This is a genomic window from Bacillus cereus group sp. BfR-BA-01408 (assembly GCF_022663305.1).
Lineage (GTDB): Bacteria > Bacillota > Bacilli > Bacillales > Bacillaceae_G > Bacillus_A > Bacillus_A pacificus.
In genome coordinates this window covers 13,117-34,089 of record NZ_JAKUFF010000052.1, presented here as the reverse complement: position 1 = coordinate 34,089, position 20,973 = coordinate 13,117, and the positions used below count along the sequence as shown (strand labels likewise).

The window sequence follows — 20,973 nt, the reverse complement described above, 5'->3', positions numbered from 1 at the left end:
ATGCCGATCATGGATAATAATCAACCACCGAATGTGATGCCGCCGAATCCGTATTATCAACAACAAAATCCATACTATGGTATGCCGTATCAGCAAGGTGCGCCGTTTGGACCACAGTATACGTCTATGCCAAATCCAAATATGATGCCGATGGATAATAATATGCCGCCGCTTGTGCAAGGAGAGGAAGATTGTGGATGCGGTGGAGAGAGTAGGCTATATAGTCCACAACCTGGAGGGCCGCAATACGCGAATCCTTTATATTATCAACCAACTCAATCAGCATATGCACCACAGCCAGGAACGATGTATTATCAACCAGATCCACCAAATGTATTTGGGGAGCCAGTTGAAGAAGAGGATGAAGAAGAAGTTTAAAAAAGGTGGGATTATTCCCACCTTTTTTGTATGTAAAGTCGTTCTGAAAACGGAAGAGCTATATCAAATGTTAGAAAATTCCCAGTGAAATATTAACAGTGTAAAAACCTGCTCTGTTACTCATCATAAGAGGGAGCTTTTCAGAAGAGAAGCTCATTCTAACAGAGGGGGTTTTTCTATTGAATACGAAAGTAAAAGTGATTGCTGCTTCTTTGTTAGTTACTAGTGCATTAGCTGCATGTGGTACACCAAAAAACAATGCAATGGATGGACGTAACTACAATTACGAGCGTACATCTTATAATGATACTCACCAGTATCGTGATAATGTGACGCGTAACGATCGTTATACAGACTATGTAACATATAGAAATGGTCGTAACGATACAGGATACAACTATTACCGTGATGTAAATTACAACGGTCAAATTGCTAATCCGCATCCAACACGTAATATTACAATGAACAATTCATACATTAACAATGATGGTAAAACTGCAGAAAGAATTACGAATCGTGTGAAACGTATGAATAACGTGGACCGCGTGTCTACAGTTGTATATGGAAACGATGTAGCGATTGCAGTAAAACCACGTAATACAGTGACAAATGAAACGGCGATGGCGAACGAAATTCGTCAAGCTGTTGCAAATGAAGTTGGAAACAGAAACGTATATGTTTCTGTAAGAAATGACATGTTTACTCGTGTCGATGCAATGAGTACACGCTTACGTAACGGTACAGTTACAAACGACTTTAATCGTGACATAGTAAATATGTTCCGAGACATTCGTTACGGTTTAACTGGTACAGTACGATAGCGAAATAAAAGAGGAAGGGTAGCCCTTCCTCTTTATTCATCGTTGTCCTGTAAACGACGCTTTTTTATAAAATAACTAACGGAGTAAGATACTAAAAAGCATATGAAGAGAATACTGCCTGTTAAAATAGCTTCAAAGAGAGGTCTTTCTGGACTGAAAATAATATAAATAATAGCCATAACAATCCCAACGATAAGGGAGCGAAAGACAAGTTTATAATAAGGAGTTAATTGTATGTCCTTTTCGCTTTCTTCTACATCGATTGAAATGCTTAACTGTAAATAACTAAGCACAATACTCGTAAGAATAAATAATAGCCATAATGGAGATTTCGTCATTTGATCTAGTCCTTCAGTGAATCCGATATAGCCTAAAATTCCAATTATACCAAGTGATTGAAAAAGAAAGGCAATACGTATATTTTTTAATGTTTGCAGAATGAGACGTTCATCTTTTATTTTTTTCACAATATCCATCTCCTGTTTATAATGATTTTGCTGTTATATTAATTGTAACATATATATTGCATTTATCAATTTATAATTTACATATAATTTGTTTGGATGAAAGAGGAAATAAAATATTTTTATAAACATGTTGCACTTATACTTTATTAATGTTATATTAGCAAAGCGATGAGCTAATTTACGTAAGACGAGAGATATGCTTAAGTGCTAAACACGCGAATGTGGTCGCCTGGTCTCTCGCCGTAAACGCATCAAGACGCCTGTTTTGCAGGCGTCTTTCATTTTATATGAATGTAATGGGAAGAGTGGAGGAATCCAATCTTCCTTTTTTTATCGAAAAAGAGTCTGAAAATAAAGTTATTTACAACTGCGAATGAAAGAGTTACTATTTAATGGTAATATATTACATGTTTTTTATATATATAAGGTTGGGATGAATAGGATATGGAGAATTTTGAATGTAGAAATACAGAAGTTGTATTAGAGAAATTTCAGGTTGTAACACCTATATTTCAGGCATTAGGAGATGAGAATCGTCAACAAATTATTATGCTGTTATTAGAAAACAAACAGATGAATGTAACGCAAATAACAGATAAAATGGGGATTTCTAGACCAGCTGTTTCGCATCATTTGAAAATTTTAAGGCAAGCAGAACTAATTGTAGCGGATCGACATGGAAAAGAAATTTTTTATTCTATAATAGCCGGAGAATTTTTAAAACAGGTGAAGGATTTACTTCAAGCAATAGAATCGAATTATTAATTTTTTTTAACTAACAAGTAAACAAGTTTAAACTTTTAAACTTGTTTACTTGAAAGGGGTAATAAAAATGAAAAAAATAAATCGTATGTATGTCATTATGTTACTTGTTCCTTTATTTTGGGGTGGCTCTTTTGCAACAGCAGAGCATGTTATTACTGAAATTCCACCGATTACAGCGGCAACAATTCGTTTTGGTTTAGCGGGTTGTATTTTAATGGGCATAGTTTTTATGAAATCTGAGTGGAATACAAGTTTGTTATTAAAGAATTGGAAAGGGCTGTTATTTGTATCATTAACAGGTATTTTTGGCTACAATGTTTTTTTCTTTATGGGACTTAACTATACTTCCACTTTGAATGGCTCGCTTATTATTGCTACAATGCCCGTTTTTGTAACCTTAGGAGCAATATTATTTTTTAAAGAGTCTTGGAGTATAAAAGTCGGAATGAGTTTAATGTTGTCTCTTATCGGTGTAATAGTTGTTATTACGAGCGGTTCAATGAATACACTTATGTCTTTGTCATTTAATAAGGGCGATCTTTTATTTATAGCTGCTTTAATCTGTGGGGTGTTATATAGCTTAACAGGAAAAAAAGTTATGAGTGGTGTCTCCCCTTTATTAACTACAATGAGTATGACGGTATTGGGTACTGTGTTTTTAGCAGGCCTTTCTCTATATGAAGATGGATGGGGAAAGGTTGGGACGTTTTCTTTACAGGGGTGGATAGAAATGTTGTATATGGTCATATGCGGGACGTTAATTGGATATATCGTGTTTAATAAAGGAGTAGAAGAGTTAGGTGCAAGCAAAGCGAGTATGTATTTAAATCTAACTCCTATTGTAGCTACTTGTATATCAGTTGTCCTATATGGAGCAGCTGTTACGTGGCAACAAATAGTTGGAATGGCAATCGTATTAATTGGAGTCTATATAGCGACGGTACAATCCAATAAAGATATAAAAAAGCTTTCAAGTAATCAATATGTTTCGAAATAGGTAGAAATCATTGGACTCTATAAGTCTTAATGAGAGTAATCTATGAATTAGGGATAAAACCCCCATTTCCGGAAAAACTACTAATGAAAGTATGATCTTGCCTAAAAGAGGTGAACGGAAATGAAATGGATACTGATTACGATGCAAGCTTTCGTTATGATGTTTTGTTTCGTTTATGGAACGAATGCGAAGGCGGAAGGGCCAGTACCAGAAGTAACAGAGAAAGACCCTCAAGTTACAATTTTATTAGAGCGAATGTATGTTGATGGAGAAGTAAGTGAGGAAATCTTTACAGAAAAAGTAGCAGACTTAGAAAAGTTTTTACAGCAGTATAAAGAATGGCAGCTCGTTGATCGTGATGATGTACAAATCGTATTACAAAAGAAAGTTGACGATATTTCTCCGTTATTAAAAACGAGCGGTTATTTTGGAGTGTCAGAGGAAGGGATATTACAAATTTTCAAAGGTGTACCGAAAAGCGATAATGCGATTCATTCCTTTTTTCAAATTGATATGAAAAAGCTAGAGAGTTATGAACGGGCGAAGTTGAAGCGTGGTATTCGTATTAAGTCAAAAGAAGGATTCGTGAAGACAATCGAAAAAATGAAGCAATACGCAGTACAGAATAGGAAAGAAAGCAGCTCATGGTGAGCTGCTTTTTTCTTATTTATTTTTATCTAAAATTTGTTTTGCGATCTCATCAATTAGCATATCTTTTCCGATTGGATTGAAAGCTTTCGTAGGAAAATAACAGAAGTTTCAAATAGAGAACATTTGTTGGGGCAGTCTCGCTTTTCTATCATTAAATATGTTAAAATGGAATACATGATTTAAGAGGGAGAGATTGTATTTTGTTTGAATATGTTACAGGTTACGTGGAGTATGTAGGACCGGAATATGTCGTAATTGATCATAATGGAATTGGTTATCAAATTTTCACACCGAATCCGTATGTATTTCAAAGAAGTAAGCAAGAAATCCGTGTCTATACATATCATTATGTGAGAGAAGATATTATGGCGCTTTACGGGTTTAAAACACGTGAAGAGCGTTTATTATTTACAAAGTTGTTAGGTGTGTCTGGTATTGGACCAAAAGGCGCTCTTGCAATATTAGCTTCTGGTCAAACCGGACAGGTCGTTCAAGCGATTGAACATGAAGACGAGAAGTTTTTAGTGAAGTTCCCGGGCGTAGGAAAGAAAACAGCGCGCCAAATGATTTTAGATTTAAAAGGAAAACTAGCAGACGTTGTACCAGATGCATTTGTTGATTTATTCTCAGACGAAGAACGTTTTGATGAGAAGAAAGGTTCGTCAGCTGAGCTTGATGAGGCGCTGGAAGCTCTGCGCGCACTTGGATACGCAGAACGAGAAGTTTCTCGCGTTGTACCAGAGTTATTAAAAGAATCATTGACGACGGATCAGTATATTAAAAAGGCACTTAGTCTTTTACTAAATGGTAAGAGGTGAGTATAATGGACGAACGTCTCCTTTCAGGGGAATCTGCATATGAAGATGCGGATTTAGAATATTCATTACGGCCACAGACGCTCCGTCAGTATATTGGCCAAGATAAAGCGAAACATAATTTAGAAGTGTTTATTGAAGCGGCGAAAATGCGTGAAGAAACGTTAGATCACGTGCTTTTATATGGACCACCAGGTCTTGGTAAAACGACGCTTGCGAATATTATTGCCAATGAAATGGGCGTAAATGTTAGAACAACTTCAGGACCGGCAATTGAAAGACCAGGTGATTTAGCAGCTGTATTAACATCGCTTCAACCAGGGGATGTATTATTTATTGATGAAATTCATCGTTTGCATAGATCAATTGAAGAAGTACTATATCCTGCGATGGAAGATTTTTGCCTTGATATTGTAATTGGAAAAGGACCTTCAGCACGGTCTGTACGTTTAGATTTACCGCCATTTACATTAGTTGGAGCAACGACGCGTGCAGGTGCGTTATCAGCGCCGCTTCGTGACCGTTTCGGTGTGCTTTCAAGATTAGAGTATTATACAGTAGATCAGCTTTCTGAGATTGTTGAACGTACAGCAGAAGTATTCGAAGTCGAAATTGACTCGTTAGCCGCACTAGAAATTGCAAGACGTGCTCGTGGTACACCTCGTATTGCGAATCGTTTATTACGACGTGTACGAGATTTTGCACAAGTTCGTGGTAACGGAACGGTTACGATGGAAATTACACAAATGGCATTAGAATTGCTGCAAGTAGATAAATTAGGTCTAGATCATATTGACCATAAATTATTGCTTGGTATTATTGAGAAGTTCCGTGGTGGTCCAGTTGGATTAGAAACGGTTTCGGCAACGATTGGAGAAGAATCTCATACAATTGAAGATGTGTATGAGCCGTATTTATTACAAATTGGCTTTTTACAACGAACGCCAAGGGGTCGAATTGTAACGCCACTTGCATATGAGCATTTCGGAATGGAGATGCCAAAAGTATGACGGAGATGCCAAAATTGCTTATTACAGCAGGGATCTTACTTATCGTTGTTGGCTTAGCTTGGAAGTTCATTGGAAGACTTCCAGGCGATATTTTTGTGAAAAAAGGAAACGTTACCTTTTATTTTCCTATCATTACATGTATTGTGTTAAGTATTGTATTATCTTTTATTATGTATATAATAAATCGATTCAAATAAGAAATAGGTGGATATAGTTATGGATATTAATCTGTTTGATTTTCATTTACCAGAAGAACTTATTGCACAAGTCCCATTAGAAGAGCGTGAAACATCAAGATTAATGGTGTTAGACCGTGAAACAGGCGATATTGAGCATAAACATTTTACGGACATTCTTTCTTACTTACATGAGGGGGATTGCTTAGTTTTAAATGAAACGAAAGTAATGCCTGCTCGTCTGCACGGTGTGAAAGAAGATACAGGCGCACACATTGAAGTACTTCTTTTAAAACAAGAAGAAGGTGATAAGTGGGAGACGCTTGTTAAGCCAGCGAAACGTGTAAAAGAAGGAACTGTTATCTCTTTTGGCGAAGGAAAATTAAAAGCAACTTGCACAGGAACTGCAGATCAAGGTGGACGTCAGCTTGAATTTTCATATGACGGCATCTTCTATGAAATTTTAGATGAACTTGGAGAAATGCCACTTCCTCCATATATTAAGGAAACGCTGGAAGATCGCGATCGCTATCAAACAGTATATGCGAAAGAAATCGGTTCAGCAGCAGCGCCGACAGCAGGACTTCACTTTACAGAAGAGTTACTGGAGAAGTTAAAACAAAAAGGCGTTGAGTTAGCTTTCATTACACTTCACGTAGGGCTTGGAACATTTAGACCAGTTTCTGCTGATACGATTGAAGAACACCATATGCACGCAGAATATTACCATATGTCTGAAGAGACGGCGGCATTATTAAACCGTGTAAAAGAGAATGGTGGACGTATTATTACGGTAGGTACGACTTCAACTCGTACGTTAGAAACAATTGCGACAGATCATGACGGCAAGCTTTGTGCTGCTTCTGGTTGGACAGACATTTTCATGTACCCAGGTTATGAATTTAAAGCAATTGATGGTTTAATTACAAACTTCCATTTACCGAAATCAACATTAATTATGCTTGTAAGTGCATTTGCAAACAGAGATAATGTACTTCATGCTTATAATGAAGCAGTAAAAGAAAAATATCGTTTCTTTAGCTTTGGTGATGCAATGTTCGTTGCCTCTCACGCTAAAATGGGAAACAAATAAAAGGAGTAAATTATGACAGCAATTCGTTATGAATTTATTAAAACTTGTAAACAAACAGGTGCCCGTTTAGGACGTGTACATACGCCGCACGGTTCATTTGATACACCAACATTTATGCCAGTTGGTACACTTGCAACAGTTAAGACAATGTCACCAGAAGAATTAAAAGCAATGGATTCTGGCATTATTTTAAGTAATACGTATCATTTATGGTTACGTCCAGGTCACGAAATCATTCGTGAAGCAGGCGGTTTGCATAAATTTATGAACTGGGATCGTGCAATCTTAACGGACTCTGGTGGTTTCCAAGTATTCAGTTTAAGTGACTTCCGTCGTATTGAAGAGGAAGGCGTTCACTTCCGTAATCACTTAAATGGAGATAAATTATTTTTATCACCAGAAAAAGCAATGGAAATTCAAAATGCATTAGGATCAGATATTATGATGGCATTTGATGAATGTCCTCCATTCCCAGCTACTTTTGAATATATGAAGAAGTCTGTAGAGCGTACAAGCCGCTGGGCAGAGCGTTGTTTAAAAGCGCATGAACGTCCACAAGATCAAGGTTTATTCGGTATTGTACAGGGTGGGGAGTTCGAAGAGCTTCGCCGTCAAAGTGCAAAAGACCTTGTTTCAATGGACTTCCCTGGTTACGCGGTAGGTGGTTTATCTGTAGGTGAGCCGAAAGATATTATGAACCGTGTACTTGAGTTTACAACACCACTTCTTCCAGACAATAAGCCACGTTACTTAATGGGAGTAGGTTCTCCTGACTCATTAATCGATGGTGCAATTCGTGGTATCGATATGTTTGACTGCGTACTTCCAACTCGTATCGCTCGAAATGGTACATGTATGACAAGTGAAGGCCGTCTAGTTGTCAAAAATGCGAAATTCGCAAGAGACTTCGGTCCGCTTGATCCAAACTGTGATTGCTATACATGTAAAAATTACTCTCGTGCGTACATTCGTCACTTAATGAAATGTGATGAAACGTTCGGAATTCGTTTAACGTCTTATCACAACCTTCATTTTCTGTTAAACTTAATGGAGCAGGTGAGACAAGCTATTCGTGAAGACCGTCTTGGCGATTTCCGCGAAGAATTCTTTGAACAGTATGGCTTTAATAAACCGAATGCTAAAAACTTCTAATACATAATTTAAAAGGAGGAACAAAAGATGAATCCAGGTATGATGAATATCGTTATGATCGTTGCGATGTTTGCGATTTTCTATTTCTTATTAATTCGCCCGCAACAAAAACGTCAAAAAGCAGTTGCTCAAATGCAAAGTGAGTTAAAAAAAGGTGATGCTATCGTAACAATCGGTGGCTTACACGGTACAATCGAATCAGTAGATGAGACGAAAATCGTTATTAAATCTGGTGGTTCACACTTAACTTTCGATCGTAATGCGATTCGTGAAGTTGTGAAAAACTAATGAGGAAGGCCCTGCATGAAATGTGCAGGGCTTTTTTTTAGTTATTTTGTTTGGACATATTTACACCGAAAATGCCACCAAGTGTACTCGCACCCATTAATGCTAATTGGTAAAGTAACTGTGAGTTCGATAAAGTTTGAGAGAAACCTAAATAGTTAACTAGAAAAACAAGTATAGTGAATGTAAGTCCTGTTGTGAAGCCTACTAGCCAACCTTTCCCTTGTGCTTTTTTGCCGGCAGTAAACCCGGATATAAGCATAGATAAAAGTGCTAGTATAAAAATAGTAACAGCTAATGTTCCTTCATTCATATCTGTAAATTTTAATAAAAGAGCCATAATCATGCTAGTAACTGTTGCGAGAATTAATAGGATAACGATACCGAAGCCGATTGCAGTTGATAATTTTTTCGTTCCATCCATTTATACATTCCCCCTTTTTAATACAAGCATATTTTCCTTTTGCCTAAGTTAGACTATTTTCTTTTTTATAGGGGAGTCTATACGTAAAAAGGAGATGTAGAAATGGAATGGGTATCAATCATTGGCCGGACGATGCTTTTGTATATCATCATCTTAATTATTTTTCGTCTTATGGGTAAACGCGAAATTGGAGAGCTAAGTGTATTAGATTTAGTCGTATTCATTATGCTTGGTGAAATGGCAGTAGTCGCAATTGAAAATACCGATAAATCACTTTGGCACCAATTAGTTCCGATGACTTTTCTCATGTGTATACAAATTATTTTGTCAGTTATTTCGTTAAAGTATCAACGATTTCGGCATTTAATAGAAGGTGAGCCGGCTATTCTTGTAAATGCGGGAAAGATTGATGAAAAGAAGATGAGAAAGCAACGTTATAATATAGATGATTTAATGATGCAATTAAGGGAACAAGGAGTTGGAGACATCCGGGATGTAGAATACGCTATTTTAGAACCATCTGGGAAGTTATCTGTCTTTCAAAAACAAAAAGGCGGGCAGGATGTATTACAGTTTACTCTTCCTCTTATTATCGATGGCGAAATTCAATCGAATCATTTGCAAATGATTGAACATACAGATGAGTGGCTTGTTGGAAAATTAAAAAACTTAGGCTATAACGATGTAACAAAAATTTTATACTGTAGCTTTCAAAATGGACAATTTTTTGTTGATTTGAAAGAAAACTAGAGGCTTACTATATGACATAGTAAGCCCGTTTACTTCAAAAATGACAGTTTTCGAATGATAGGGAGACGACTTAACTCTTCTTTTCGAATGAGCTTGAAAATGAAGAGGAGCACAATATAAACGAGTGTTGTTAAAGTGATTTCCCATAATGTTTGTATGCCAAGTGAATGAGAGAAAACTATATACTTATGAAGGTAAAAACCGAAGGAGCCTGCGATACCGATGGCAAGTCCGCCAAAAATATAGTCTTTTGCGTAAATGGTAAATGTAATTTTCTTTAAAACAGTAGCATAATGAAGAAATGTTACTGTTACGATATTTGCTGCAATTGCAAGGGCAACCCCCATCATTTGAAACTCTGGCCTTGAAGCTAGTACGAAAATAACGATTAATTTCACGATTGCACCAATAAACGTATTCATCATGGCCGCACGTGCTAAGTTTAAAGCTTGTAAAACAGAGGTAAGTGGACTTTGAAAATAATGAAATAAAAAGCAAGGTGCAAGAAGCTGGATGAACGCTGTTGCACTATCCGATCCATACATAAGAGTTAAAACAGGAGAAGCAAATACGTATAATATAACGACTGACCACCCGCCAGTAATGAGTGAGATCCGAAGAGCTTGTTGTAAGCGGTGTTCTACTAATTTATGCTGTCTTTTTGCCATTGCCTCGCTAATAGATGGAACGAGTGCAGTAGAAAGAGCGTATGTAATAAAGGCTGGCAGTGAAAGAAGCGGGAATGCATACCCGTTTAATATACCGTATTGCTGAGTTGCGACGGAGGCAGCAACGCCGGCAATCGCTAAGCTTTGCATAACGACGATAGGTTCAAAAAAATAGGAAACGGAACCGATTAAACGACTTCCTGTAGTTGGAAGTGCAATATCCATAAGAGAATAAAATGTCCCCTTGCTTTCCTTTACAGTAGTGAAAAATCCCGAGCGTATAGATAAATGTTTTTCGCGCTGGAATAAAGTGAGTAAAAATAATAACGATGCCACTTCACCGAGAACGGCTGATAACATAGCACCAGCTGCAGCATATTCTACGCCGTAAGGTAAAAATAATTGAATACATATAGCGATAATTGTAATGCGGACAATTTGTTCTATCACTTGGGCGTAAGCGCTAGGTTTCATATTTTGTTTCCCTTGGAAATAGCCACGTAAAACAGAAGAAACAGCAATAACAGGAACGACAGGCAAAATGGCCATTAATGGATAGTACGTTCGTTCATCAGTTAATAATGTTTTTGCTAAAATAGGTGTGAGGAGCATAATTCCAATTGTTAAAATGATACTAATAACAGATGTAACAGCTAATGATACTGTTAATATTTTTTTAACTTTTTGTTTATCATTCACAGCTTCTGCTTCTGCTACAAATTTTGCGATTGCGACAGGAAGACCGATTTGTGTTAATGTAATTGCTAGAATAAATGTAGGGACGGCCATCATATAAAGGCCAACGCCTTCTTCTCCTAAAATACGTGCCATTACAATACGATTAATAAATCCTAGAATTTTGGTAATAAAGCCGGCTATCATTAAAATAAATGCGCCTTTTAAAAAGCTTTGTCTCGTCATGGTCTTCTCCTACCTTCTCAAAATCAGTGGAATGATTTACAATAATTTATATGCACGTACGAGACAAGAATGACAAGCATTTAAGAGAGTACTCTTGAAAGTAGTTATTGCTGTCCATTAGAGCGGGATTAAAAGCGACTTTTCGTGCTGAAATAAGAAGGAGATGTTATATATGTTAGATAGAGAGGCTTTGGTAGAATCATACCGCGGACAGTTACAAGTCGTTTTAGAAAGTAAAGTAGAAGAGTTCCAAATGTTCGGCTACGACCGAGTAACAGATGATGACATTTGGAAGTTTCTTAAAGTGAAAAAGTGGAAGAAGATAGACAGTGACGTTAGATTGTATGAATTAGTTAATGACGTATTAACAGTAACAGCTAATGAATATATGACGTATTTAACTGTTGAAGCATATCAAGCCCCGCTTTGGTCATTTGATGAATATGAAAATAAATAACCGACTGCAATTGGTTTGTTCTTCCTTTTGCAGTATAATGATAGGTATTGATAATGAGGAAATAATTATGTCTAAGATCATATATAAAGGAGGTAGTGAAGAGAGAAAACAAATAATGAAAGTGTCGGTAATGTGAAAAACTTACCGACACAGCTGGTGAGGAACTAGCAAAATTATAGAAAGGAAGTCTACTAACTAGGCGTATGCACACGTGTGAAGGTGAATCGTAAAAGATTTATTTGAAGTGTTAGTAGCGGAAAGAGGGTACATATGGCAAAGCGTGGTACGAGAATTGCCGCCTTTTTCCTCATCGTTTTATTAATCGGTGGAGTAATTGGTGCGGCAGGAAAAGACATAGCAAAAGGAATTAGTCTAGGACTAGACCTTCGCGGTGGTTTTGAAATTCTGTATGAAGTAAAACCAGCCAAAAAAGGTGATAAAATTGACCGAGAGGCACTTGTAAGTACAGTAGGTGCTCTTGAAAATCGTGTCAATGTACTTGGTGTAAGTGAACCGAACATTCAAATTGAAGGGCAAGACCGAATTCGTGTACAGCTTGCTGGTGTACAAGATCAGCAAAAAGCACGTGAAATGTTATCAACACAAGCGAAATTAACATTCCGTGATGTAGATGACAACCTTCTTATGGATGGAACGGATTTAAAAGGCGGCGGAGCGAAGCAAACATTTGATGAGCAAGGTCGTGCGAGTGTAGGTCTTACACTAAAAAGCGCTGAAAAATTCCGTGAAGTAACTGAAAAAATTTCAAAAATGCCACCACCAACGAATTTAATGGTAATTTGGCTTGATTTTGAAGAAGGAAAAGATTCGTACAAAGCAGAATCTGCAAAACCGAATCCGAAGTTCTTATCAGCAGCAACAGTAAACCAAGTGTTTAACCAAGCTGAAGTATCTATCGTGGGTGGAAACTTTACAGTTGAAAGCGCGAAACAACTTTCATCTTTATTAAATGCAGGTGCACTTCCTGTTGATTTAAAAGAAATGTATTCAACATCTGTTGGAGCGAAGTTTGGTCAACAAGCGTTAGAGCAAACAATTTTCGCTAGTGCGATTGGTATCGCTCTTATTTTCTTATTTATGCTTGTATTCTACCGTTTACCAGGACTTGTAGCGGTTATTATGTTAGGTTTATACATTTTCGTTACATTACTTGTCTTTAACTGGATGCATGCAGTTCTTACGTTGCCAGGTATTGCGGCGTTAGTGCTCGGGGTAGGTATCGCGGTTGATGCGAATATTATTACGTACGAGAGACTGAAAGAAGAGCTGAAAATTGGTAAGTCAATGATGTCGGCATTCCGTGCTGGTAACCATCGTTCATTAGCAACCATTTTAGATGCGAATATTACAACACTTGCAGCAGCTGGTGTATTATTCGTTTATGGTAATAGCTCTGTAAAAGGGTTCGCAACAAGTTTAATCGTAAGTATTTTAGTCGGTTTTATTACGAACGTATTCGGTACTCGTTTCTTACTAAGTTTACTTGTAAAGAGCCGTTACTTCGATAAAAAACCAGGATACTTTGGTGTGAAACAAAAGGATATTATTCCATTAACAAAAGGTGTAGTACATCCACCGACAAGATTTGATCGTATTAACTTCGTAAATGTCGGTCATAAATTCCTTATCTTCTCGCTGGTAGTTGTAATTGCAGGTGCAATTATTTTACCAATTTTCAAATTGAATCTTGGTATTGACTTTGCGAGTGGTACACGTATCGACTTGCAATCAAAACAAGCAGTTACTGTGTCTGATGTTCATAAAGATTTTAAAGAATTGAACATTGACGTGAAGGAAGAAAATATTGTACCGACTGGAGATGACAATAAAGGATTCGCAGTTCGTACATTAGGTGTTCTATCAAAAGATGAAATTGCGAAAACAAAAACATTCTTCCACGATAAATATGGTACAGATCCAAACGTAAGTACAGTTTCACCAACAATCGGGAAAGAGATTGCACGAAATGCATTTATCGCAGTATTAATTGCTTCTGCGGTTATCATTTTATACGTAAGTATTCGTTTCCGATTTACGTATGCATTATCTGCAGTACTTGCATTATTACATGATGCATTCGTTATGATTGTTATATTTAGTATTTTCCAGTTAGAGGTAGACTTAACGTTTATCGCTGCGGTATTAACAATCATTGGTTATTCTATTAATGACTCGATCGTTACATTTGATAGAAACCGTGAATTATACAAACAGAAAAAACGAGTACGTGATATAAAAGACTTAGAAGAAATCGTAAATGCAAGTATTCGTCAAACGCTTGGTCGTTCGATTAATACTGTACTAACAGTGCTATTCCCAGTACTTGCATTGCTTATCTTCGGTAGTGAGTCACTACGTAACTTCTCGTTTGCGTTACTTGTTGGATTAGTTGTAGGTACGTATTCTTCTGTTTTCGTTGCTTCTCAAATTTGGTTAATGCTTGAAAACCGTCGTTTGAAAAAGGGCAAAAACAAGAAAAAGGTTGAGAAAGTAGAATCTGAACCGCAAGTATAAAAAAGATGATGTCTCTTTATGAGGCATCTCTTTTTTCGTTTGTGGATACAATAAGATAGCGACTTTGAAATGGAAAATGGAAGAAAGTGGTGATGTTATCGCTGTTTTTGTTACAATAAAGTGAAACTTTAATCAGTGGGGGGGTTCTTCATCCCCCCACTGATTATTAGTTGAACCAATCGGACTTTTATGGGCAGTTGATCCCCCACCTAAATTTTTTGCTTTCACTGAATTTTGAGGTAGGGGTCTTACTGCCCATTAAAGTGGGATAAAAAGATAGGTTAAGAAAAGAAGGGATTTTAATGATGGAAAAAGATGAACGTTTTAAACAGGCCGAGTTTGGTGCTATTGTCGGGATCGTTGGTAATATTATATTAGCAATCATAAAAGCGGTAATTGGTTATATTGGGAACAGTAAAGCGCTATTAGCGGATGCTGTGCATTCTGCATCAGATGTAATTGGTTCGCTAGCTGTACTGTTTGGATTACGAGCAGCAAAGCAGCCGCCCGATGAAGATCATCCGTATGGTCACGGTAAAGCGGAATCGATTTCAGCGATTATTGTTGCAGTATTATTATTTATTGTGGGAATCGAGATAGCGATTTCGTCCATAAAAGCTTTTTCGCAGGAATTAGAACCGCCGAAGGGAATTACGATTTTTGCTGTTGTTCTTTCGATTATTGTGAAAGAAGGAATGTTTCAATATAAATTTCGATTAGGGAAAAGGGTAAATAGCGATGCAATTATTGCAAATGCATATGAGCACCGTTCGGATGTATTTTCTTCAATTGCAGCTTTAATCGGTATTTGTGCAGCGATTATTGGTGGTAAGTTCGGGTTAGATTGGCTTGTGTATGCCGATCCAATTGCAGGATTATTTGTTTCACTTCTTGTTGCAAAAATGGCATGGAGTATTGGGACAGAAGCAATTCATGCAACGCTTGATCATGTTCTTCATGAGGAAGATGTTATTCCGCTTAGAGAAGCAGTACTTCAAATAGATGGTGTGAAAAAAATCGGTTCGTTATATGCGAGGGAGCATGGTCATTACGTTATTGTAGATATTAAAGTTTCTGTAGATCCATATATTACTGTAGAAGAAGGACATCGCATTGGAAAGCGTGTGAAAGAAACGCTTATGCTGCAAGATAACGTACAAAATGTATTTGTACATATAAATCCGTATTCTCCAAATTAAACATTAGTAACATTTTAGTATACAGATATTACATCGTAGTTTGCATGATATTGTCACCCCTTAATCTGTCTTGTATAATGAACAGGTTAAGGGGTGATTTCGTGTTACAACCGAAGACGCGTTGGAAAGAAAAAGAATATAATAGCGAGCGAGTGAGTGAATTAGCAAGTAAATTACAATTATCACCACTTGTCGTTTCGTTATTCCTCGGTAGAGGACTAGATACAGAAGATAAGATTTTAGATTTTTTAAATACAGAAAATCAAGAATTTCATGATCCGTTTTTATTAGAAGGAATGGATAGAACGGTAGAACGTGTAAATAAGGCGATTCAAAATGGAGAGCAAATATTAATATTTGGTGACTACGATGCGGACGGAGTAAGTAGTACAACTGTTTTATATATTGCCTTACAAGAATTAGGTGCAGACGTAGAATTTTATATCCCAAACCGTTTTACAGAAGGTTATGGACCGAATGAAGAAGCATTTCGTTGGGCGCATAGCGCAGGATTTTCACTCATTATTACTGTCGATACTGGTATCGCAGCTGTACATGAAGCGAAGGTAGCGAAGGAACTTGGGATAGATCTAATTATTACAGATCACCATGAGCCACCACCAGAATTGCCAGAAGCACTTGCGATTATTCACCCGAAATTAGATGGCGGTGTGTATCCGTTTCACTATTTAGCTGGTGTAGGTGTTGCGTTTAAAGTTGCACATGCACTACTGGGCCGTGTACCAGAACATTTATTAGAAATTGCAGTAATTGGTACGGTAGCCGATTTAGTATCACTTCACGGTGAGAATAGATTGCTAGTGAAGCGCGGTTTAAAACATATGCGCATGACGAAAAATATCGGACTAAAGGCGCTATTTAAAGTTGCTAACGTTTCGCAAAGTGAAATTACAGAAGAGAGTATTGGCTTCTCAATCGCACCTCGTATTAATGCAGTTGGACGTTTAGAAGATGCTACGCCGGCTGTACATCTTTTATTATCAGAGGATCCCGAAGAAGCGAAAGAGCTGGCTGAAGAAATTGATGAGCTGAACAAACTGCGAAAAGATATTGTAAAGCAAATTACAGAAGAAGCTATCGCTGAAGTGGAAACGAATTTCCCTCCTGAAGACAATAAAGTATTAGTGCTTGCAAAAGAAGGGTGGAATCCAGGTGTAATTGGAATTGTCGCTTCTAAATTAGTTGAACGTTTTTATCGTCCAACGATTGTATTATGCATTGATCCTGTAAAAGAAACTGCAAAAGGTTCAGCGCGTAGTATTGCAGGATTTGATTTGTTTGCAAACTTGTCAGATTGTAGAGAGTTATTGCCACACTTCGGAGGACATCCGATGGCAGCGGGAATGACGCTACATATGAATGATGTAGATGAATTACGCCGCCGTTTAAATGAACAGGCAGATACAATTTTAACAGAAGAAGATTTTATTCCAATTACAGCTGTCGATGCTTTTTGCAAAGTGGAGGACGTAACACTTGCAGCAATTGAAGATATGCAAAAGTTAGCGCCATTTGGTGTTGGAAATCCAAAGCCACGTATTGCGGTGAAAGATGCGGAGTTAGAAAGTATTCGTGCAATCGGATCAGATGGTTCTCATTTAAAGATGTCTCTTCGTGATGGACAAGCAACATTGGATACAATTGGATTCGGTTTTGGCGCATATGCGAAAGAAATTTCTCCAGTTGCAAAAGTATCTGTAATAGGAGAAGCGTCTATCAATGAATGGAATAATTTTAAGAAGCCGCAATTAATGGTACAAGATATTGCTGTAGAAGCATGGCAATTATTCGATTGGCGTAGTATGCGTAACGTAGAAGCAAATTTAGCAGAACTTCCGAAAGGGAAAATCACGATGGTGTATTTTTCTGAAGAGGTATTGAATAAATTTTCTTTAGAAGACTATAAAGAGCATATGATGCATGCATCAGAAGTGACCGAGTTAGATGATCAATACATCGTATTCCTTGATTTACCAAAAGGGACAGATGAATTAAGAGAGCTATTTAAAGTAGGATTCCCGTCGCGAATTTATACACTATTTTATCAAGAGAATAATCATTTATTTAGTACTGTTCCAACGAGAGAACATTTTAAATGGTACTATTCGTTCTTGAGCCAAAAATCACCATTTTCTTTAAGACAATATGGAGCGCAACTATGTCAGCATAAAGGTTGGTCAAAAGATACAGTAAATTTCATGACACAGGTGTTTTTTGAGTTAGAATTTGTTACAATAAAAGATGGCGTCATTTTTATGGCAGACAAAAAACAAAAGCGTGATTTAATTGAATCGAGCACATATCGTGAGAAAATGAACCACTTACAATTAGAAAAAGAATTGGTTTATAGCACATATCAGCAACTATATACATGGTTTGAAACGATTCGTAATCATAAAGAAGTAGAACAGTTAGGGTAAAGGATTTGTATTTACAAACCTTTTAGATCTGAGGAGGATTCAGAAATATGGATTTCAAGCAACATATCGCAATTGTACCGGATTATCCAAAAGAAGGTATTGTGTTTAAAGACATTACACCGTTAATGAACGACGGTAAAGCATACAAAGCAGCAACAGATGCAATCGTTGAGTATGCAAAAGAGAGAGACATCGATCTTGTAGTAGGACCAGAAGCTCGTGGTTTCATTATCGGTTGCCCAGTTTCTTATGCATTAGAAGTAGGATTTGCGCCAGTTCGTAAATTAGGAAAATTACCACGTGAAGTAATTACAGTTGACTACGGTAAAGAATATGGTAAAGACGTTTTAACGATCCATAAAGATGCAATTAAACCAGGTCAACGCGTATTAATTACAGATGACTTATTAGCTACAGGTGGAACAATTGAAGCGACAATTAAGTTAGTTGAAGAGCTAGGCGGAGTTGTAGCAGGAATTGCATTCTTAGTAGAACTTACTTACTTAGATGGTCGTAAAATGTTAGATGGTTACGATGTATTAGTATTAGAAAAATACTAATCACTATATAGGTAAAACTACGGTGATAAAAAGTACCCGTGAATCTCTTGGAGAGGAGCGGGTACTTTTGTATAATTGAACAAAAAATTATAGTGAAATGTCAGTAAAATCTTTTCCTTTTCACAATTCACAATCATTGGGTTATAATGATAGAATATAATTTATTCTATTCAATAAAGATAAAGTCAATTTTCAATAAAAGGTGATTCGATGGCAAATGAGCAGGTACTAACAGCTGAACAGGTACTCGAGAAAGCAAGTCAATATTTAGTGGATGAAGATATTGAGCTAGTAGCACGTGCCTATGAATATGCACGCGATGCGCATAGCGAACAATACAGAAAATCGGGTGAACCATACATTATTCATCCAATTCAAGTTGCAGGTATTTTAGTTGATTTACACATGGATCCAGCTACAGTATCAGCAGGTTTCTTACATGATGTAGTAGAAGATACAGAGATTACATTAGAAGATATTGAACGGGAATTTAATAAAGAAATTGCTATGCTTGTCGATGGTGTGACAAAGCTCGGAAAGATTAAATATAAATCTCATGAGCAACAACAAGCAGAAAACCATCGCAAAATGTTTATTGCAATGGCTCAAGATATTCGAGTTATTTTAATTAAACTAGCCGATCGTCTTCATAACATGCGTACATTGAAACATTTGCCTCAAGAGAAGCAGCGTCGCATTGCGAATGAAACGTTAGAAATCTTTGCACCTTTAGCACATAGACTCGGAATTAGTACTATTAAATGGGAGCTAGAGGATACGTCACTTCGCTACTTAAATCCACAGCAATATTATCGTATTGTAAATTTAATGAAGCGTAAACGTGCAGAACGTGAAGAGTATTTAGAGGAAGTAATGACTGGTATTCGTGAGAAATTAGATGAAGTTGCAATTCAACCTGAAATTTCTGGAAGACCAAAACATATTTACAGCATTTATCGTAAAATGGCACTGCAAAATAAACAGTTCAATGAAATTTATGATTTATTAGCTGTACGTGTCGTTGTAAATAGTATTAAAGATTGTTATGCAGTACTTGGAATTATTCATACGTGCTGGAAGCCGATGCCAGGTCGTTTTAAAGATTATATTGCAATGCCGAAAGCAAATCTATATCAATCTCTTCATACGACTGTAATTGGGCCGAAAGGTGATCCGCTTGAAGTGCAAATTCGTACGAAAGAAATGCATGAGATCGCAGAATTCGGGATCGCGGCACACTGGGCGTATAAAGAAGGAAAAACAGCAGAAACAGCAGGTACATTAGAGAAGAAACTTACATGGTTCCGTCAAATATTAGAATGGCAAAATGAAGCTTCTAATGCAGAAGAGTTTATGGAGTCATTAAAAATTGATTTATTCTCTGACATGGTATTCGTCTTTACACCGAAAGGCGATGTAATGGAATTACCACTTGGATCTGTTCCAATTGACTTTGCATATCGTGTGCATTCAGAAATTGGAAATAAAACAATTGGTGCAAAAGTAAACGGGAAAATGGTGACACTTGATTATAAATTAAAAACAGGTGACATCATTGAGATTTTAACATCGAAACATTCGTATGGACCAAGTCAAGATTGGGTGAAACTTGCTCAAACATCTCATGCAAAAAACAAAATACGTCAGTTCTTTAAGAAACAACGTAGAGATGAAAATATTGAAAAAGGCCGTGAACTTGTTGAGAAAGAAGTGCGTAGCCTAGAGTATGAGATGAAAGAAGTGTTAGCTCCTGATAATTTAAAACGAGTTGCTGAAAAATTCAACTTTGCAAATGAAGAAGATATGTTTGCGGCAGTTGGATATAATGGCATCACTGCATCGCAAATTGTTACGCGACTAACGGACAAGTTCCGTAAGCAACGTGAAGAAGAAGAGATTGTTGAAGTTAAAGAAGTTCGTAAACCGATGAAAATTCGAAAATGGGATTCTGGCGTTAAAGTAAGTGGTGCAGATAATTTATTAATTCGTTTATCAAAATGCTGTAACCCAGTACCTGGTGATGATATCGTTGGGTATATTACGAAAGGCCGAGGCGTATCGATTCACCGCCGTGACTGTGTAAATGTTCATACAGAAGAAGCTATAGAACGTTTATTAGAAGTAGAGTGGGAAGGTAGCCCTGAAAAAGAAATTGAGTATAACGTTGATATTGAAATTTCAGGTTACGATCGCCGTGGTTTATTAAATGAAGTATTACAAGCTGTTACAGAGACGAAAACGTACATTTCGGCAGTTTCTGGTAGAAGTGACCGTAATAAGATGGCGACAATTAATATGTCAATCTCTATTCGTAACTTACAGCACTTGAAAAAAGTAGTAGAACGCATTAAACGTGTTCCAGAAATTTATGCAGTACGACGCATGATGCATTAATAGGGAGTGTAGAA

At 37.0% G+C, this 20,973-nt stretch carries 20 protein-coding genes and 1 pseudogene; 18 read left to right on the top strand and 3 right to left on the bottom strand.

The window, feature by feature from the left end; genetic code table 11:
* Positions 1-378 (top strand): annotated as a pseudogene (locus MR083_RS18975) (peptigoglycan-binding protein LysM); the annotation flags it as partial.
* Between the two features lie 179 nt (positions 379-557).
* On the top strand, positions 558-1,199 hold the full coding sequence (locus MR083_RS18970; RefSeq protein ID WP_001093542.1) for a YhcN/YlaJ family sporulation lipoprotein: 642 nt from the start codon (positions 558-560) through the stop codon (positions 1,197-1,199).
* Positions 1,200-1,231: 32 nt separating this feature from the next.
* Here MR083_RS18970 and MR083_RS18965 read toward each other — a convergent pair whose 3' ends face one another.
* Positions 1,232-1,666: a branched-chain amino acid ABC transporter substrate-binding protein gene (locus MR083_RS18965; protein WP_242269706.1), complete on the bottom strand. Its 435-nt coding sequence runs from the start codon at positions 1,664-1,666 to the stop codon at positions 1,232-1,234.
* Between the two features lie 444 nt (positions 1,667-2,110).
* On the opposite strand from MR083_RS18965, the gene MR083_RS18960 reads away from it, so the two are divergent.
* The 9 genes from MR083_RS18960 to yajC all read left to right on the top strand — a co-directional run bounded on the left by MR083_RS18960 (position 2,111) and on the right by yajC (position 8,613).
* Positions 2,111-2,431, top strand: a complete 321-nt coding sequence (locus MR083_RS18960) for an ArsR/SmtB family transcription factor (protein WP_000426920.1) — start codon at positions 2,111-2,113, stop codon at positions 2,429-2,431.
* A 67-nt stretch (positions 2,432-2,498) separates the two neighbouring features.
* Positions 2,499-3,428 carry a DMT family transporter gene (locus MR083_RS18955; protein WP_000723578.1) on the top strand — a complete coding sequence of 310 codons (930 nt, stop codon included), beginning with the start codon at positions 2,499-2,501 and terminating at the stop codon, positions 3,426-3,428.
* 120 nt (positions 3,429-3,548) lie between these two features.
* Positions 3,549-4,079 (top strand): BofC C-terminal domain-containing protein, encoded by a 531-nt coding sequence (locus tag MR083_RS18950; RefSeq protein WP_000871209.1) that lies wholly within the window; start codon positions 3,549-3,551, stop codon positions 4,077-4,079.
* 200 nt (positions 4,080-4,279) lie between these two features.
* Positions 4,280-4,897 (top strand): Holliday junction DNA helicase RuvA, encoded by a 618-nt coding sequence (gene ruvA, locus MR083_RS18945; protein WP_000464508.1) that lies wholly within the window; start codon positions 4,280-4,282, stop codon positions 4,895-4,897.
* Between the two features lie 5 nt (positions 4,898-4,902).
* Entirely contained in the window at positions 4,903-5,904 is a 1,002-nt protein-coding gene (ruvB, locus tag MR083_RS18940; protein WP_000344461.1) for a Holliday junction branch migration DNA helicase RuvB, read from the top strand.
* Entirely contained in the window at positions 5,901-6,101 is a 201-nt protein-coding gene (locus tag MR083_RS18935) for a DUF2905 domain-containing protein (RefSeq protein WP_000138162.1), read from the top strand. Before ruvB ends, MR083_RS18935 begins: the two co-directional genes overlap by 4 nt.
* Before the next feature lie 19 nt (positions 6,102-6,120).
* On the top strand, positions 6,121-7,173 hold the full coding sequence (gene queA / locus MR083_RS18930; protein WP_000354028.1) for a tRNA preQ1(34) S-adenosylmethionine ribosyltransferase-isomerase QueA: 1,053 nt from the start codon (positions 6,121-6,123) through the stop codon (positions 7,171-7,173).
* Between the two features lie 12 nt (positions 7,174-7,185).
* Positions 7,186-8,325, top strand: coding sequence for a tRNA guanosine(34) transglycosylase Tgt (tgt, locus tag MR083_RS18925; protein WP_000125362.1), 1,140 nt, complete (start codon positions 7,186-7,188; stop codon positions 8,323-8,325).
* A 27-nt stretch (positions 8,326-8,352) separates the two neighbouring features.
* A complete protein-coding gene (gene yajC / locus MR083_RS18920; protein ID WP_001068066.1) occupies positions 8,353-8,613 on the top strand; it encodes a preprotein translocase subunit YajC in 261 nt (86 codons plus the stop codon).
* Between the two features lie 37 nt (positions 8,614-8,650).
* On the opposite strand, the gene MR083_RS18915 is transcribed toward yajC, so the two are convergent.
* Positions 8,651-9,034 (bottom strand): TIGR04086 family membrane protein, encoded by a 384-nt coding sequence (locus MR083_RS18915; RefSeq protein ID WP_014893502.1) that lies wholly within the window; start codon positions 9,032-9,034, stop codon positions 8,651-8,653.
* Positions 9,035-9,136: 102 nt separating this feature from the next.
* Here MR083_RS18915 and MR083_RS18910 point away from each other — a divergent pair, with 102 nt between their 5' ends.
* Positions 9,137-9,784, top strand: coding sequence for a DUF421 domain-containing protein (locus tag MR083_RS18910; protein ID WP_074614887.1), 648 nt, complete (start codon positions 9,137-9,139; stop codon positions 9,782-9,784).
* Between the two features lie 29 nt (positions 9,785-9,813).
* Here MR083_RS18910 and spoVB read toward each other — a convergent pair whose 3' ends face one another.
* On the bottom strand, positions 9,814-11,373 hold the full coding sequence (gene spoVB / locus MR083_RS18905; protein WP_000198281.1) for a stage V sporulation protein B: 1,560 nt from the start codon (positions 11,371-11,373) through the stop codon (positions 9,814-9,816).
* Between the two features lie 172 nt (positions 11,374-11,545).
* On the opposite strand from spoVB, the gene MR083_RS18900 reads away from it, so the two are divergent.
* The 6 genes from MR083_RS18900 to relA all read left to right on the top strand — a co-directional run bounded on the left by MR083_RS18900 (position 11,546) and on the right by relA (position 20,959).
* Entirely contained in the window at positions 11,546-11,830 is a 285-nt protein-coding gene (locus MR083_RS18900; protein ID WP_000886980.1) for a post-transcriptional regulator, read from the top strand.
* A 270-nt stretch (positions 11,831-12,100) separates the two neighbouring features.
* On the top strand, positions 12,101-14,365 hold the full coding sequence (secDF, locus tag MR083_RS18895) for a protein translocase subunit SecDF (RefSeq protein ID WP_001119087.1): 2,265 nt from the start codon (positions 12,101-12,103) through the stop codon (positions 14,363-14,365).
* Positions 14,366-14,670: 305 nt separating this feature from the next.
* A complete protein-coding gene (locus MR083_RS18890) occupies positions 14,671-15,564 on the top strand; it encodes a cation diffusion facilitator family transporter (RefSeq protein ID WP_041184786.1) in 894 nt (297 codons plus the stop codon).
* 101 nt (positions 15,565-15,665) lie between these two features.
* A complete protein-coding gene (gene recJ / locus MR083_RS18885; RefSeq protein WP_000941279.1) occupies positions 15,666-18,005 on the top strand; it encodes a single-stranded-DNA-specific exonuclease RecJ in 2,340 nt (779 codons plus the stop codon).
* 47 nt (positions 18,006-18,052) lie between these two features.
* Positions 18,053-18,565: an adenine phosphoribosyltransferase gene (locus MR083_RS18880; protein WP_000346214.1), complete on the top strand. Its 513-nt coding sequence runs from the start codon at positions 18,053-18,055 to the stop codon at positions 18,563-18,565.
* A 210-nt stretch (positions 18,566-18,775) separates the two neighbouring features.
* Positions 18,776-20,959 (top strand): GTP diphosphokinase, encoded by a 2,184-nt coding sequence (relA, locus tag MR083_RS18875; RefSeq protein WP_001262814.1) that lies wholly within the window; start codon positions 18,776-18,778, stop codon positions 20,957-20,959.
* The last annotated feature ends 14 nt before the right edge of the window (positions 20,960-20,973 follow it).

What these genes read in the sequence shown, in the direction of transcription:
- MR083_RS18900 (WP_000886980.1), top strand. Translation starts at nt 11,546, where the DNA reads ATGTTAGATAGAGAGGCTTTGGTAGAATCATACCGCGGACAGTTACAA.
- MR083_RS18880 (WP_000346214.1), top strand. Translation starts at nt 18,053, where the DNA reads ATGGATTTCAAGCAACATATCGCAATTGTACCGGATTATCCAAAAGAA.
- MR083_RS18915 (WP_014893502.1), bottom strand. Translation starts at nt 9,034, where the DNA reads ATGGATGGAACGAAAAAATTATCAACTGCAATCGGCTTCGGTATCGTT.
- relA (WP_001262814.1), top strand. Translation starts at nt 18,776, where the DNA reads ATGGCAAATGAGCAGGTACTAACAGCTGAACAGGTACTCGAGAAAGCA.
- MR083_RS18960 (WP_000426920.1), top strand. Translation starts at nt 2,111, where the DNA reads ATGGAGAATTTTGAATGTAGAAATACAGAAGTTGTATTAGAGAAATTT.
- MR083_RS18910 (WP_074614887.1), top strand. Translation starts at nt 9,137, where the DNA reads ATGGAATGGGTATCAATCATTGGCCGGACGATGCTTTTGTATATCATC.
- tgt (WP_000125362.1), top strand. Translation starts at nt 7,186, where the DNA reads ATGACAGCAATTCGTTATGAATTTATTAAAACTTGTAAACAAACAGGT.
- MR083_RS18935 (WP_000138162.1), top strand. Translation starts at nt 5,901, where the DNA reads ATGACGGAGATGCCAAAATTGCTTATTACAGCAGGGATCTTACTTATC.
- MR083_RS18955 (WP_000723578.1), top strand. Translation starts at nt 2,499, where the DNA reads ATGAAAAAAATAAATCGTATGTATGTCATTATGTTACTTGTTCCTTTA.
- secDF (WP_001119087.1), top strand. Translation starts at nt 12,101, where the DNA reads ATGGCAAAGCGTGGTACGAGAATTGCCGCCTTTTTCCTCATCGTTTTA.
- MR083_RS18890 (WP_041184786.1), top strand. Translation starts at nt 14,671, where the DNA reads ATGGAAAAAGATGAACGTTTTAAACAGGCCGAGTTTGGTGCTATTGTC.
- queA (WP_000354028.1), top strand. Translation starts at nt 6,121, where the DNA reads ATGGATATTAATCTGTTTGATTTTCATTTACCAGAAGAACTTATTGCA.
- MR083_RS18950 (WP_000871209.1), top strand. Translation starts at nt 3,549, where the DNA reads ATGAAATGGATACTGATTACGATGCAAGCTTTCGTTATGATGTTTTGT.
- spoVB (WP_000198281.1), bottom strand. Translation starts at nt 11,373, where the DNA reads ATGACGAGACAAAGCTTTTTAAAAGGCGCATTTATTTTAATGATAGCC.
- yajC (WP_001068066.1), top strand. Translation starts at nt 8,353, where the DNA reads ATGAATCCAGGTATGATGAATATCGTTATGATCGTTGCGATGTTTGCG.
- ruvB (WP_000344461.1), top strand. Translation starts at nt 4,903, where the DNA reads ATGGACGAACGTCTCCTTTCAGGGGAATCTGCATATGAAGATGCGGAT.